The sequence below is a fragment of the Acrocarpospora catenulata genome (assembly GCF_018476525.1).
Classification (GTDB): Bacteria; Actinomycetota; Actinomycetes; order Streptosporangiales; family Streptosporangiaceae; genus Acrocarpospora; species Acrocarpospora catenulata.
Genome location: NZ_JAHCST010000110.1, coordinates 1 through 13,748, shown reverse-complemented (window position 1 = coordinate 13,748; position 13,748 = coordinate 1). Strand labels below are relative to the sequence as shown.

The following is a 13,748-nucleotide window of genomic DNA, read 5'->3' as shown; positions in this document are numbered from 1 at the left end:
GGCGCTGCGCTGGTACAGCTCCAGATAGCTCTCGGGGCGGCCGACCAGCACCTGCTGGGCGGGGCGGGTGGTGGGCCGGGTGGGCGGGGCCTGCGCGCCCAGGGCGAGCACCTGGGTGCCCGCGCCGAGCAGTTCCCGCACCTTGTCGCCGTCCACGCCCACGCCGTGCACCATCACCACCACTCCGGTGGCGAAGCCCAGCTCGGCCCCGAGCTTGTCGCTGATCACGCCGTCCACGCCGGGGAAGCCGAGCGGCGCGGCGGCGGCCACCCGGAGCTTGGGGCCGCCGTCCAGCTGGTACTCGGCGCCGAGCACCATGCCGAGCCGTTTGAGCACCGTGCTGTCGGCCACCAGTTCCCCCCGGGCCAGGGCGCTCCACACCTCCGGGTGCTCGGCCACGGTCTTGGGCGTCCAGGACCGGAACTGGGCGGGGTCCACCGCGAGCAACTGGAGTCCGGTTCCTGAGATGCGCACCTGGCCGCCGTTCACCGCGGCGACCTTCTGCACGTTCCTGACCTTGGCCAGCTTGAGCAGGGTCTTCTCCGGCACGGTGGTGGCGGAGATGGCCAGCAGTTTGGGCGGGGTGACCTGGACTCCGGGCCCGCCGACGACCGGCGGGGCGGACGGCAGCGTACGGTCCGGAACCAGCAGCTGGCGCTCCGCGGAGCGGTCGGCGGGGCGCACGGCCGGTTCCGCCTCATCCCGGACCAGCAGGAGCACGCTGCCCACGGTGACGGTCACCGCGATCAGCGCGGCGAGCCCGGCCACGAACACGCGGAGCGGCGTGACCCACGGAAGGGACACCCGGTTCACGCGAGTACCTTACCGGCCTTAAGGCCCCAAAATCGGTCCCACGCCGCACGGCCCGGAAATTCGGTTGCCAAGCGACCGGCCGGTACGAGACAGTCGACGGGGTTTTCAGAGCCGTCCGCGTGCCCACCCAAGGCCGCAGCCGACCCAGGTCGGCGTGCCCGGACGCAGCACACGTGCTTCACGTGCCAAGGGCGCGCGAGAGGGGTTTGGAAATGGTTGGGCCGTACCGTGGGCTGTTTGCCACGCGCGGAGCGAAGTCGTTTGTCATCGCCGGATTCGTCGGGCGCATCCCCATGTCGATGCTGAGCATCGGCATCACCCTGCTCATCCACCACCTCACCGGCTCGTTCGCGACCGCCGGCGCGCTGGCCGCCGTGGTGTCCCTGGCGTACGCCGTGGCCGCGCCGCTCTCCGGCCGCCTGGTGGACCGGTACGGCCAGGCCAGGGTGATCGTGCCGTTCGCGGTGGTGCACGCGGCCGCGCTGACCGCGCTGATGCTGCTGGTGCACGCGCACGCGCCGCTCTGGACGTTCTTCCTGTCCGCCGCGATCGCCGGGAGCTCGGCCACCTCGCTGGGGTCCATGGTCAGGGCCCGCTGGTCGCACCTGCTGGACGACCCGGCCAGGCTGCACAGCGCGTTCTCCTTCGAGTCGGTGGCCGACGAGGTCATCTTCGTGGCCGGACCGTCCTTCACCGCCGTGGTGGCCACCAGCGTCAACGTGTACGCCGGGCTGATCGTGGCCGTGGTCCTGGCCACGGTGGGCTCGCTGTCCTTCGCGCTGCTGAAGAGCACCGAGCCGCCGGTGGTGCGGCGCCACGAGCGGCAGCGCTCGCCGATCGGCATCCCCGGGGTGGCGCTGCTGTCCATGGTGATGCTGGCGATGGGCGCCGTCTTCGGCTGCGTGGACGTGGTCACCGTGAGCTTCGCCGAGGAGCACGGCACCACCACCGCGGCCGGGCTGCTGCTGGCCTGCTTCTCCGGCGGCAGCATGGTCTCCGGCCTCTGGTACGGGGCCCGCGCCTGGAAGATCACCCTGCGCCGGCGCCTCACCCGGGCCCTGATCGTGTTCGTGGTGGGCCTGACCCCCGTGCTGCTCATCGGCGACCTGCGGCTGATGGCGCTGGCGCTGTTCTTCGCCGGCCTGGCCATCTCGCCGACGCTGATCACCAGCTTCTCGCTGATCGAGCGGCTGGTCCCGTCCGGGCAGCTGACCGAGGGCATGTCCTGGCTGACCACCTCGATCGGCTTCGGGGTGGCCGTGGGCGCCTGGGCGGGCGGGCACCTCACCGACACCTACGGCGCCTCCAACGCGTACGGCTTCGCCTACGGGGCCGCGCTGCTGGCCATGGTGGTCGGGGTGGCCGGGTCGGGCTGGCTGCGCACGCCGGTGGCTGTACGGAACAGCGGGTCATGAGTACCGTTCACGTTCATGGGTGAACGCTTCGTCAACTGGGCGGGCAATCAGGTCGGCGTCCCCGCCGAGGTGCGGTCTCCGGCCTCGGCCGAGGAGGTCGCGGCGGCCGTACGGGACGCGGTCCGGGACGGGCGCACGGTCCGGATGGTCGGCACCGGGCACTCCTTCACCGGGGTGGCGCTCACCGACGGCCTGATGCTGCGTCCGGACCGGCTGACCGGGGTGCTGGAAGCCGGGGACGGCTGGGTCAAAGTGGCTGCCGGGACCCGGCTGCACGCGCTCAACGTGGAGCTGCACCGGCGAGGGCTGGCGCTGGCCAACATGGGCGACATCACCGTGCAGACGGTGGCCGGGGCCGTACAGACCGGGACGCACGGGACCGGGCGGCTGACCGGCGGGCTGGCCGACCAGGTGACCGAGCTGGAGCTGGTGCTGGCCGACGGCACGCTCACCACGGTCAGGGAGGGCGACCTGTTCGACGCGGCCAGGGTCGGGCTGGGGGCACTCGGCATCCTCACCGCGCTGACCTTCCGGGTGGAACCGGCCTTCCTGCTGCACAGCCGCCGCGAGACGAGGCCCTTCAGCGGCGTCCTGGCCGACCTGGACGAGTTGGTCGAGGGCAACGAGCACCTGGACTTCTACTGGCTCCCGCACACCGACGCCTGCCTGGTCAAACGGAACAACCGGAGCGCGGGCCCGGCGGCGCCGCCGAGCCCCTTCCGGCACTGGCTGGACGCGGTGTTCCTGGAGAACATGCTGTTCGGGCTGGCCTGCGCGGCCGGGGCCCGGTTCCCCGGGATGATCCCGTCGATCAACGCGCTGTCGGCCCGGCTGCTGGGAACCTCGGAGGCGGTGGACTTCTCCTACAAGGTCTTCGCCACCGTGCGGGAGGTGACGTTCCTGGAGATGGAGTACGCGATCCCGCGCGAGCACCTCGGCACGGCCCTGCGGGAGCTGCGCGACCTGGTGGACCGGAGCGGGTGGAAGATCGGCTTCCCGGTGGAGGTCCGGGTCACCCCGCCCTCGGACGCCTGGCTCTCCACCGCCTATGGCCGGGAGTCGGCGTATATCGCCTGCCACGTCTACCAGCCCACCCCGAATCCCGACTACTTCGCCGGAGTGGAGGAGATCATGGTGCGGCTGGGCGGGCGTCCGCACTGGGGCAAGCTGCACACCCGGGACGCCGCCTACCTCGCAACGGTCTATCCGCGTTTCACCGACTTCGTGAAGCTGCGTGACCAGCTGGATCCTGGCCGGGTGTTCGGCAACGCGTACCTGGCCGGCGTGCTGCCCTGAATCACTTCTGCCAACTCCAGCACGGCCGTCGGCAGGATTGGGAAGAATCAGGGGAGGGCCAGTGAATGCTGGCTGAACATGGCGGCACCTACCACGGTAAATCCGACAAATGTGACCGGCGTCACATCGTCTCCCGCACCCTTGGGCGAGGCGATGTTCGGACATGCCGGGTACGGTGCTGGAAGGCAACCGGCTCACGCGAGACACTCAAGGGTCCGGGGGAAGATTCAGCACGACGACGAAGGGACTCGCATGCAGGAGCTCCGTCTCGTCGCGGTTAGTGAGGACGGCACCTACCTCGTTCTGGCCACCGCCGGGCGAGGCACACGGTTCACGCTGCCCGTCGACGACCGGCTCCGCGCTGCGGTTCGCGGCAACTTCTCCCGTCTCGGCCAGTACGAGATCGAAGTGGAGAGCCCGTTGCGTCCCAAGGAGATCCAGGCCCGAATCCGGGCCGGGGAGACCGCGGAGGAGATCGCGGCCACCGCGGGCATCCCGGTCGAGCGGGTGCGCTGGTTCGAGGGTCCCGTGCTCCAGGAACGCGAATACGTGGCGCAGCAGGCCCAGCGGGTGGCCGTCCGGCTGCCCGGCGAGACGACCCCCCGGCCCACCCTCGGCGAGTTGGTGGCCGAGCGGCTGACCCGGCGCGGGGTGCCCGCCGACGAGATCGACTGGGACTCCTGCAAGCGGGACGACAACCTCTGGCGGATCAAGCTCGGGTTCGTCTGGAACGGGCACACCCGGCACGCGGAGTGGCTCTTCGACCCCCGGCGGCGGCACATCACGCCCCACGACGACGAGGCCATGCGGCTGTCGGCCCCCGAATACGTGGACCCGCCGGTGGGGGACACCACCGTGCGGCCGTTCGTGCCCCGGCTGGCGAGCAAGCTCGCGCCGGTGCCCTCCCATGACTTCCCGCCCGTACGGCATGAGCCGCCGCCCCGGTACGAGCCGGAGCCCGCCGCGCCCTACGCCGAGCCTCCGCCGGTGCGGACGATGCCGGTTCCACCGGCGGCGTACGCGGATCTGGTGTACGAGCAGGTCGGCGAGGAGCCGGTGACGGTGCTCCAGGAGCCGGTCGTGCACGCCCTGCCGGCGCCGCCCGAGCCGGTCGCGCCCCAGCCTGTCGCGTACGAGCCGGTCGCGCCTGAGGAGCTCGCGGATGAGCCCGATCAGGTGGCCATCGCCGAGGAGGCCGTGGTCGTTGTCGAGGAAGTCCCGGTCGCGGAGAGCCCCGAACTTCCTGAGGTGATCAGCGAGGAGACGGCCGAGGAATCGGCCCCCGTGCGCGACGAGGTCGTCACGCCGAAGCCGGAACCCCAGCCCGAACCCGAACCCGCGCCGAAGGCCGTGGCACCCGCGCCCGTCGCCCCGCCGCCGACGCCCACAGCGCCCAAGCCCGCACCGTCCGTGCCCGCGCCCGCACCACCCGCGGCGCCTGTGCCCGCAGCGTCGGTGCCCGCCGCACCCGTGCCTGCTGTGCCGCCCGCGCCTGCGGCGTCGGTGCCTGCGGCGTCCGTGCAGAAGCCTCCTGTGCCGAAGCCTGCCCTGCCGAAGGCTCCGGTGCCGAAGCCGATGCCGCCGCGACCCGGTCCTCCGCCGCGGGCGGCGGGTGCGAAGCCGACCGCCAACGGGGCAAGGCCCTCCGTGGCGGCTGCCATCATGGGCGGGGACACTCCCCCGGTGCCCCCCGCGCCCGCGAAGAAGCCGGTACCCCCGGTCGAGGAGCCCGTGGCCGTCCCGGCCGCCCGGGTCAGCGAGGAGATCCCCGCCGAGCCGACGCCCGCCGAGCCCAAGGCGGCCAAGCCCGGCAAGCCGGAGCCGCCCGCCCCGGCCGTCCCGCCGAAGCCCGCGCCACCCCGCCGCAAGGCCAGGGGCCGCCGGGCTTCGGTGCCCAGCTGGGACGAGATCATGTTCGGCGCGCGCAAGCCGGACTGATCACTCACTCCATGAAGGGGGCGACCCACTCGGGGGTGACCTCGGCGGCGAACTCCACCCCTTGGCGCGCGCCCACGTCCAGGGCGGAATAGCCGCCGCTGCCCGCGCCCACGCCCGCGATCACGGTGACCACCCCGGCACGGCGCTGGAACCAGGTCTCCCTGATCGTCCAGCCGACCACCGCCCGCCGCTCCACGGTCGCCTGGGTCCGCCGCAGCGAACCGGAGCGCACCGAGAGGCGGGCTCCGTCATAGGCGTGCCCGAGCGACCGGTAGCGGTCCAGCCCCAGCGGCACGCCGACGGCGGCCAGCGCGAGCGCGACGACGGCCAGCACGCCCCAGCCCATGACCAGGGCGACGGCGGCGACCGCCAGCCAGGGGGCCACCGCACGGAACAGCCTGCGACGGCGCGCCACCGGCGGGTGCGGGCGCAGCGGGGCGTCGAAGGGCCCGACGGCCTCGGCGGCGACCTTGAGCGCCTCGGCCTTGGGCGCGACGGGCAGCAGTTGCCCCCGCGTCTGGGAGTCACCGAGACCGGTCACCACCGCCCACATCCGGACCAGCCCGAAGGCCCGCTCCGGTGGGCTCTCGGCCAGCTCGTACCCCCGGATCCGGCGCCGTTCCAGCGAGACCGCCCGGCGGTTGACCAGACCGCGCTCGGCGACCAGGTAGCCGTCTCTGGTCCGGAGCGTGAAGTTCCAGTTGAAGACCGCGTACATCACGCCGCCCGCCAGCGGCATGAGCACCACCAGCACGACCAGGACGGCGGCCAGCAGTTGCGGCCGCTCCCAGAGCCACTCCGCGAGCGCCCAGGCGTCCCGCCCGGTCAGCCCGAACTCCTCCCCCCACTGGAAGAGCAGCCCGATCGCACCCGCCACCAGGGCGAACGGCGTCAGCAGGTAGGCGCCGGAGAGCGGCCCGTACCGCAGCCACGCGCGGGGCACCCGGATCAGGTACCGCTCCCGCACGACCGGGGCTGCCTCCACGGGTTCCGGCTCTGACGGTGCCGCCCGCCGGGCCAGGAGCACCGCCCGGAGGCGTTCGGCCTCCGCCACGGTGACCCCGTTGAGCTCGCCCTCCTGCTTGTCGCCCCCGGCGCCGGTGTCCAGCTTGAGCACGGCGAGCCCGAGCAGCCGGTGCAGGGCGGGGGTGCTGACGTCCACGCCGCGGATGCGCTCCAGCGGGATGGTCCGCACCGACCGGCTGACCAGCGCCCGGGTCAGTTCCAGCCGGTCGCCCACCACCGCGTACGTGAAAGTGGCCCAGCGCAGCACCGCGAACACCACGGAACCGGCCACGCCCAGCGCCGCGAACCCGAAGGAACGCGGCGAGAAGCCTCCGGCGACCAGCACCCCTGCCAGCGGCAGCAGCAACGAGGGCGCCATCCGGATGGGGTCGATGAACAGCACCTTGGCACTCAGCCGGGACCGCGCGGGGAGCGCCTGTCCGGCCGTCACGTGGCGTCGTCCCTGAGCTCCTGCGCCCGCCGGGACAGCTCCTCGGCCAGCTCAGCCGCCACCCGGTAGTCCAGGCACTTGATGGTGGAGGACCCCGCGTACGAGGCCGTCCTGATCTCCACGGTGGCCAGCCGGAGCAGCCGTTCCAGCCAGCCCTGCGCCTTGTCCACGGTCTGGATGCGCCCCACCGGCACGAACACCCACTCCCGGCTCAGCCAGCCGGACCGCGCGTACACCACGTCGCCGGACAGCTCCCACCGGTGCACCCGGAACCTGATCAACGGCTCGGCGATCACCGTCGGCAGCACCAGCACCGTGGTGACCAGCGGCAGCAGCCACGGCCGCGCGGCCAGCCAGTCGGGCACCCAGGACCAGCCGCCGATCCAGAGCGAGAGCAGCGCCATCCCGCCCGCCAGAGCCAGGAACTCCAGCATCCCGTGCAGGAACCACAGCGTCACGGCCCGCCTGGACACCTGATGGGCGGGCGGCCGGAGCGCGTCGCGCGGGCGGCTGGGGGGACGGGGTGGCTCGCTCACGCTCCCACCCTAAGTCGTGTCAGCGCCCTGTCAGCCGCCCCCGGCCCTGCTCAGCCCGATGTCAGCGGCCGGGACCAGGGTGATCGGCGAAGGAGGACGACACATGACGTACGCGATCCAGGCCGAGGGCCTGGTCAAACGGTACGGCGCGACCACGGCGCTGGACGGGGTGGACCTGACGGCCGAGACGGGCAGGGTGCTCGGTGTGCTCGGCCCCAACGGCGCGGGGAAGACCACCGCCGTGCGGGTGCTGGCCACGCTGACCCGACCGGACGCCGGCCGCGCCACGGTCGGCGGCTTCGACGTGGTGCGCCAGGCCCACCAGGCCCGCTCACTGATCGGCCTGACCGGCCAGTCCGCCGGGGTGGACGAGGCGCTCACCGGAACCGAGAACCTGATCATGATCGGCCGGCTGCTGGGTCTGTCCCGCCCCGCGGCCAGGGCCAGGGCGGCCGAGTTGCTGGCCGGATTCGACCTGACCGAGGCGGCGGACCGAGCCGCCAAAACGTACTCGGGGGGCATGCGGCGGCGGCTGGACCTGGCGGCCGGCCTGGTGGGGCGGCCCCGGGTGCTGTTCCTGGACGAGCCGACCACGGGGCTGGACCCGCGCAGCCGTACCGGGCTCTGGGAGGTGGTGCGGGGCCTGCGGCGGGACGGGGTGACCGTGCTGCTGACCACGCAGTACCTGGAGGAGGCCGACCAACTGGCCGACGACCTCGTGCTGTTCGACCACGGGCGGATCATCGCCCGGGGCGCCCCCGACGAGCTCAAGGCGGCCACCGGCGGCCAGGTGCTGGAGGTGCGGCCGGTCGACGGCGACCGGCTCGACCTGGTGGTGAAGGTGCTCCGCGAGGTGCTCGGCGCCGTGCCGGAGACGGCGAACGGGCTGGTCACGGCGGTGCTGTCCGACCCGGCCGCGGTGCCGGCGATCGTACGGCGGCTGGACGACCTCGGGGTGGTGGCCGCCGAGCTGACCCTGCGCAGATCCAGCCTGGACGAGGTGTTCCTGGCGCTGACCGGCCACCGGGCCGAGCCGGAGGCCGCCGCGTGAGCGCCGCCGCCAGGACCGTGCCCCCGCCCGCCGCGTTACGGCAGACGCTGACGCTGGCCTGGCGAAACCTGGTCCAGATCAAGCACAACCCGATGGAGCTGGTCGACCTCAGCGTGCAGCCGATCATGTTCCTGCTGCTGTTCACGTACGTGTTCGGCGGGGCGATCAGCGGCTCGACCGGCGACTACCTCCAGTTCGCGCTGCCCGGCCTGATCGCGCAGAACATGCTCTTCGCCACGCTCACCACCGCGGTCGGCCTCAACGTGGACATCCACAAGGGGGTCTTCGACCGGCTGCGCAGCCTGCCCATCGCCAGGTCGGCGCCGCTGGCCGGGCGGATCGTGGCCGACACCCTCAAGCAGGCCTGGGCGTTCGCCCTCTTCCTCGGCCTCGGCCTGGTCCTGGGCTTCCGGATCGAGACGGGCGCCGCCGGGGTGCTGGGCGCGCTCGCGCTGCTGCTGGTGTGCGCGCTGACCCTGTCCTGGACGTCGGTGCTGATCGGGCTGAAGGCGGCCGACGTGGAGAAGGTCCAGCTGTTCGCCTTCTCGGTGATGTTGCCGCTGACCTTCACCTCCAACGCGTTCGTGCCGGGCGAGACGATGCCGGGATGGTTGCGGCGCTGGGTCGAGATCAACCCGGTCAGCCATCTGTCCGACGCCCTGCGCGGCCTGCTCACCGGCGGGCCGGTGGCGGGTCCCGCGGTCACCTCACTGCTGTGGGCGGCCGGGGTCGCGGCGCTCTGCGCACCGCTCTCCGTCCGGGCCTTCCGTAACCGCGCCTAGCAGGGCGGTGGCCTCGTCGCGGGTCAGTGCGCGGCCCTGGTCGTACCACTGGCCGAACTCGCCGGGGCCGAGCGCGGCCCGCGCCGCCGTGTCGACGCGGATGTGGTCGAAGCCGACCACCACCGGCACCCCGCGTAAGGTGGCGGCGGCGCCGAGCAGCCGCGCGGCCCTGGCGGGGTCGCCCTCGCGCAGGGCCACACCGGCCAGGCCGACCACCGCCTCGGCGATGATCGGCCCGTCCCGGCCGAGCAGCGCGAGTTCCAGCGCCTCGCCCAGCAGCCGCCGGGCGGCCGGGAGCTGGCCCCGCTGCTCGGCCAGCAGTCCGAGCGAGGTGCGGATCATGGCCTGGAACTGCGGGGCCGAGCGGAGCGGGTCGGCGAGCAGGCGCGTCGCCTCGGCGTAGTGCCGCCCGGCCGCCGCCAGGTCGCCCGCCTCCCTGGCCAGGTCGCCGCGGACGCACCGGATGGCGGCGGCGCCGGACGGGTCGCCGACGGCGGCGCTCACCCGGTCGGCCTCGGCCAGGGCCCGCAGCGCGCCGGCCTGGTCGCCGCAGGTGTGCAGCACCACGGCCAGCCGCGTCCTGATGTACGGAATGTCCTCCAATATCCCGATCTCGTCCACCAGCCGGACCGCCTCGCCCATCACTGGGACGGCCGCCGCCACCTCGCCCCGGAGGCTGAGGATCTCGCCCAGGCCGGCCAGCGCGTTCCCCATCCCCCAGCGGTCCCCGGTCTCCCGGTACCGCTCCAGCGCGCGCCGCAGCGCGGCCTCCGCCTCGTCGATCTCGCCCAGGTTGAACAGCGCCTGGCAGCGGAGCAGCGCGGCGGTGCCCGCCACCCACGGGTCCGGGTGAGCGGCGGCCCGCGCGAAGGCCGCCTCGTCCACCCGCTCCAGGCCGGTGAGCAGCGCGGCCAGCGGGCGGGCGAGCGCGACCAGCGGGTGCCACGGCCGGGCCAGCCGCCGTTCGGCCAGCGTCACGGCGCGGTCCAGGCAGCCGGCCGCCGCCGCCCGGTCGGCGCCCCCATTGATCATGAGCAGCCCGCGGGCGGCCAGCACCAGCGCGACCTGTCCCGGGTCGGCCCCGGGATCGCGCTCCCCCAGCCGGTCCGCCGCCGCCAGCCAGTGCGCGGCCTCGGCGCGGAACCCGACCAGGCACCAGTACCAGCCCAGCGCCCCCGCCAGCCGCAGGGCCAGCTCCCCGCTGTCTTCGGTGGTGGTGAAGCGCAGCGCGGCCAGCAGGTTGCCGTGCTCGCCGGACAGCGTGGCCAGCCAGGCCACCTGCTCGCCGTCCCGCAGCCGCGGCTCGGCCCGCTCGGCCAGCTCGGTGAAGTACCGGGCGTGGGCCAGCCGGAAGGCGTGCTCCTCCCCGGCGGCGGCCAGGCGCTCGGCCGCGTAGGCGCGGATGGTCTCCAGCATGCGGTACCGCTCGCCGTCGAAGCCCACCAGCGACTTGTCCACCAGGCGGCCGAGCACGTCCAGCTCGCCCGCGCAGACCGCCTCGGCCGCGCCCAGCGTGGCACCCCCGGCGAACACCGCCAGCCGCGCCGCGAGCCGGGCCTCGGCCGGGTCCAGCAGGTCCCAGCTCCACTCGACCACCGCCCGCAGCGTCCGCTGCCGGGGCAGCGCGGTACGGCTCCCGCCGGTGAGCACCCGGAACCGGTCGTCCAGGCGGTCGGCCAGCTGGGCGGCGGGCAGCGTGCGCAGCCGGGCGGCGGCCAGCTCGATGGCCAGCGGCAATCCATCCAGCTCCCGGCAGATGCGGTCCACCGCGGCCCGGTCCTCCGCCAGCCGGAAGCCCGGCCGGGAGGCGGCGGCCCGGTCGGCGAAGAGCCGTACCGCGTGGTCGGGGCCGAGCGGGTGCACCGGCTGGAGCCGTTCGCCGCCGATGGCCAGCGGCTCCCGGCTGGTGGCCAGCACCCGGATCCCCGGACAGGAGGTCAGCAGCCGCTCGGCCAGCGCGGCGGCGGCCCCGATCACGTGCTCGCAGTTGTCCAGCACCAGCAGCGCCCGCCAGCCGGCCAGCGCCTCGGCCAGCCGTTCCACCGGGTCCTCCGGCGCGGTCCCGGCGCGTTTCCCCGCGGCGTCGCGCAGGCCGAGCGCGGTCAGCACGGCGGGGGCGACCTCCTCCGGGAGGCGTACCTGGGCCAGCTCGGCCAGCCACACGCCGTCCGGCGCGAAGATCCCTTCGGCGGACTCCACGGCCAGCCGGGTCTTGCCGGAGCCCCCGGGGCCGGTCAGGGTGACCAGCCGGTGGCGCTCCAGCAGCCGCCGTACCTCGGCGACCTCGGTGTCGCGGCCGACGAAGCTGGTCAGCCGGGCGCGCAGGTTGCCCCTGGCGGGCCTGGGCGCCTCCTGGCGGAGCAGCGCCACGTGCAGGTCGGCCAGTTCGGGCGAGGGGTCGGCGCCCAGCCGGTCGGCGAAGTCCGCGCGGGCCTCCTGGTAGGCGGCGAGCGCCTCGACCTGGCGGCCGGCGCCGTACAGGGCCCGCATGTGCAGGCCGCGCAGGCGCTCCCTGAGCGGGTGGGCGGCGATCAGCGCGGGCAGGTCGGCCAGCGCGTCGTCCGGGCGGCCCCGCCCCAGATCGGCGTCGATCCGGTCCTCCACGGCGGCCAGCCGGAGCTCCTCCAGCCGGGCGATCTCGCCGGGGCAGCCGGGCAGATCGGCCAGCGCGGGCCCGCGCCAGAGCGCGAGCGCGTCGCGGAGCGCGGTGGCGGCGTGATCCGCGTCACCTTTCCTGAGGGCCAGGCGGCCCTCGGCGGCCAGGCGGGTGAAGCGGTGCGCGTCCACCTGTCCGGGTTCCGCCGTGAGCCGGTATCCGGCCGGTCCGGCGACCACCAGGTCCCGCCCGAGCACGGCCCGCAGCCGGGAGACCAGAGCCTGGAGCGCGTTGGCCGCCCCCGTGGGCGGCCCGTCCGGCCAGACCGCCCCGACCAGGACGTCCATGCTCACGGTATGGCCGGCCCGCAGGGCCAGCAGAGTGGCCAGAGCGCGCAGCCGTACCCCGCCGATCGGCACGGGGCGGCCCGCGCGGCGCACGTCCAGCGGGCCCAGCACGGCGAACCCGGTGCCGGTGCCGAGCGCGGCCGCGTCCATGGCTCGATTCTGGCCGATCCGGTGCACTCTTCGCGTGGCGGACGCGACGGATCGGCGCGATCCGGTCGGCGCACCACTCGGATCCGCGTAGCATCATGCGGCATGGGGTCGCCTTCGAAACCCGCCCGCCGGGCCGCCGTCCTGGCCGCGGCCACGGCCGTCTGGGCCACCGGGTCGGGCTGTGGGATCGTGGGCGGCGGCTCGCCCGCCAACCTCGACGTGATCAGTGTCTCCAGCCCGCAGTTCCGGGACGGCGACGCGCTGCCGCACGGCTACTCCTGCAAGGGCCAGCTGGGCAACCCGCCGCTGCGCTGGTCAGGGACGTCGGGCGCGAAGTCGGTGGCCCTGGTGGTCGACGACAACGACTCGCGGGACGGCGCGGAAGTGCACTGGGTGGTGTACAACATCGACCCCGAAACCACCGAGCTGGGCGAGGGTCAACTGCCCCGAGGGGCCAGGCAGGGACAGACGACTAGTGGAAAAGTCGGATATGTGCCCCCCTGCCGGGCCAATGACAGCTACCGTTTCACTGTCTATGCCCTCGACGCGAAACTCGGTCTTCCGGCGGAAGCCTCCCTCTCGGAGACCTTGAAACGCATCGCGGAGCACACCATCGCTCGTGGTCGTCTCACAGCGACCAACATCCAGTGACATGCTGAACACCGGAGGTAGTAGTGACCAACCAATCTTCACCTAGGGTGTGACAACGGTCATTGTGGTCGAGCAGAATCGGATCCAATTGCTGAGCGCAGGTGAACCAAGGGGGCAGGTCGCGTCGATGGCCGCGCGATCTCACCGGCGCCGCTGGAAGGCCATGGCCTTGAGGGTGGTGCTATGACTGCGGTCATTTTGGGCCTTGTCGCCGTCGTGCTATTGGTGCTGGTAGTGGTGGCGCTGGGCATGCGGTCGATGAACCGCAGGGAGAGCGCGCTCTCCTCCGAGCGCATCAAGGCGATGGCCGAGGGCACGGGCCCGAAGAGCCGCCGCCCCGCCGAGGAGACGTTCTTCGAGAGCTTCCCTGAAGGCTTTGACGCGTTCGAGGAGCCGAAGCGCGCCGGGGCGGGCAAGCAGCCCGGCGGCCCGGCACGCCCCGCCCCCCGGCCCGGCGGCCGCCAGGCCGCCCGTCCGGCGCAGCGCGGCGGCAAACCCGCGGGCAAGCCTGCCGCGGCCACCGCCCCCAGGGGCAAGCGCGGCGTGGACGAGTGGGGCGCCGACGACGACTACGACGACGACTACTGGAGCCGGGTGCGCGCCGACGACGGCGCCTTCGGTGGCACGATCAAACAGCGGATGGCCACCCCTCGGCCCACCGAAGCCGAGGACGACGTCCCGGCTGGCGCCGCCGCCGACCCCAACGCCGCCACCGTG

General features: G+C 73.7%; 9 protein-coding genes and 2 pseudogenes. 7 read left to right on the top strand and 4 right to left on the bottom strand.

Translation table 11 applies throughout. The annotated features are described in order from the left end of the window. A pseudogene (locus tag KIP79_RS45300) lies at positions 1-813 on the bottom strand (lytic transglycosylase domain-containing protein); the annotation flags it as partial. 212 nt (positions 814-1,025) lie between these two features. Here KIP79_RS45300 and KIP79_RS45295 point away from each other — a divergent pair. The 3 genes from KIP79_RS45295 to sepH all read left to right on the top strand — a co-directional run bounded on the left by KIP79_RS45295 (position 1,026) and on the right by sepH (position 5,462). Further along, positions 1,026-2,228, top strand: coding sequence for an MFS transporter (locus KIP79_RS45295; protein ID WP_214111268.1), 1,203 nt, complete (start codon positions 1,026-1,028; stop codon positions 2,226-2,228). A gap of 15 nt (positions 2,229-2,243) precedes the next feature. Next, a complete protein-coding gene (locus KIP79_RS45290) occupies positions 2,244-3,524 on the top strand; it encodes a D-arabinono-1,4-lactone oxidase (protein WP_214111267.1) in 1,281 nt (426 codons plus the stop codon). Between the two features lie 252 nt (positions 3,525-3,776). Next, entirely contained in the window at positions 3,777-5,462 is a 1,686-nt protein-coding gene (gene sepH / locus KIP79_RS45285; RefSeq protein WP_250214914.1) for a septation protein SepH, read from the top strand. Positions 5,463-5,466: 4 nt separating this feature from the next. Here sepH and KIP79_RS45280 read toward each other — a convergent pair whose 3' ends face one another. Continuing rightward, the gene (locus KIP79_RS45280) at positions 5,467-6,918 is read right to left on the bottom strand and encodes a PH domain-containing protein (RefSeq protein WP_308170241.1); all 1,452 of its coding nucleotides are present in this window, start codon (positions 6,916-6,918) and stop codon (positions 5,467-5,469) included. After that, complete coding sequence (locus tag KIP79_RS45275; protein WP_308170240.1) at positions 6,915-7,454, bottom strand: PH domain-containing protein; 540 nt, start codon at positions 7,452-7,454, stop codon at positions 6,915-6,917. Before KIP79_RS45275 ends, KIP79_RS45280 begins: the two co-directional genes overlap by 4 nt. A gap of 103 nt (positions 7,455-7,557) precedes the next feature. Here KIP79_RS45275 and KIP79_RS45270 point away from each other — a divergent pair, with 103 nt between their 5' ends. Then, positions 7,558-8,505 (top strand): ATP-binding cassette domain-containing protein, encoded by a 948-nt coding sequence (locus KIP79_RS45270; protein WP_214111266.1) that lies wholly within the window; start codon positions 7,558-7,560, stop codon positions 8,503-8,505. Then, entirely contained in the window at positions 8,502-9,287 is a 786-nt protein-coding gene (locus tag KIP79_RS45265) for an ABC transporter permease (RefSeq protein WP_214111265.1), read from the top strand. The genes KIP79_RS45270 and KIP79_RS45265 overlap by 4 nt, the downstream gene beginning before the upstream one ends. On the opposite strand, the gene KIP79_RS45260 is transcribed toward KIP79_RS45265, so the two are convergent. Beyond that, entirely contained in the window at positions 9,213-12,380 is a 3,168-nt protein-coding gene (locus tag KIP79_RS45260; RefSeq protein WP_214111264.1) for an AfsR/SARP family transcriptional regulator, read from the bottom strand. The genes KIP79_RS45265 and KIP79_RS45260 overlap by 75 nt on opposite strands. A gap of 102 nt (positions 12,381-12,482) precedes the next feature. Here KIP79_RS45260 and KIP79_RS45255 point away from each other — a divergent pair, with 102 nt between their 5' ends. Then, on the top strand, positions 12,483-13,031 hold the full coding sequence (locus tag KIP79_RS45255; RefSeq protein WP_214111263.1) for a YbhB/YbcL family Raf kinase inhibitor-like protein: 549 nt from the start codon (positions 12,483-12,485) through the stop codon (positions 13,029-13,031). 183 nt (positions 13,032-13,214) lie between these two features. Then, a pseudogene (locus KIP79_RS45250) lies at positions 13,215-13,748 on the top strand (hypothetical protein); the annotation flags it as partial.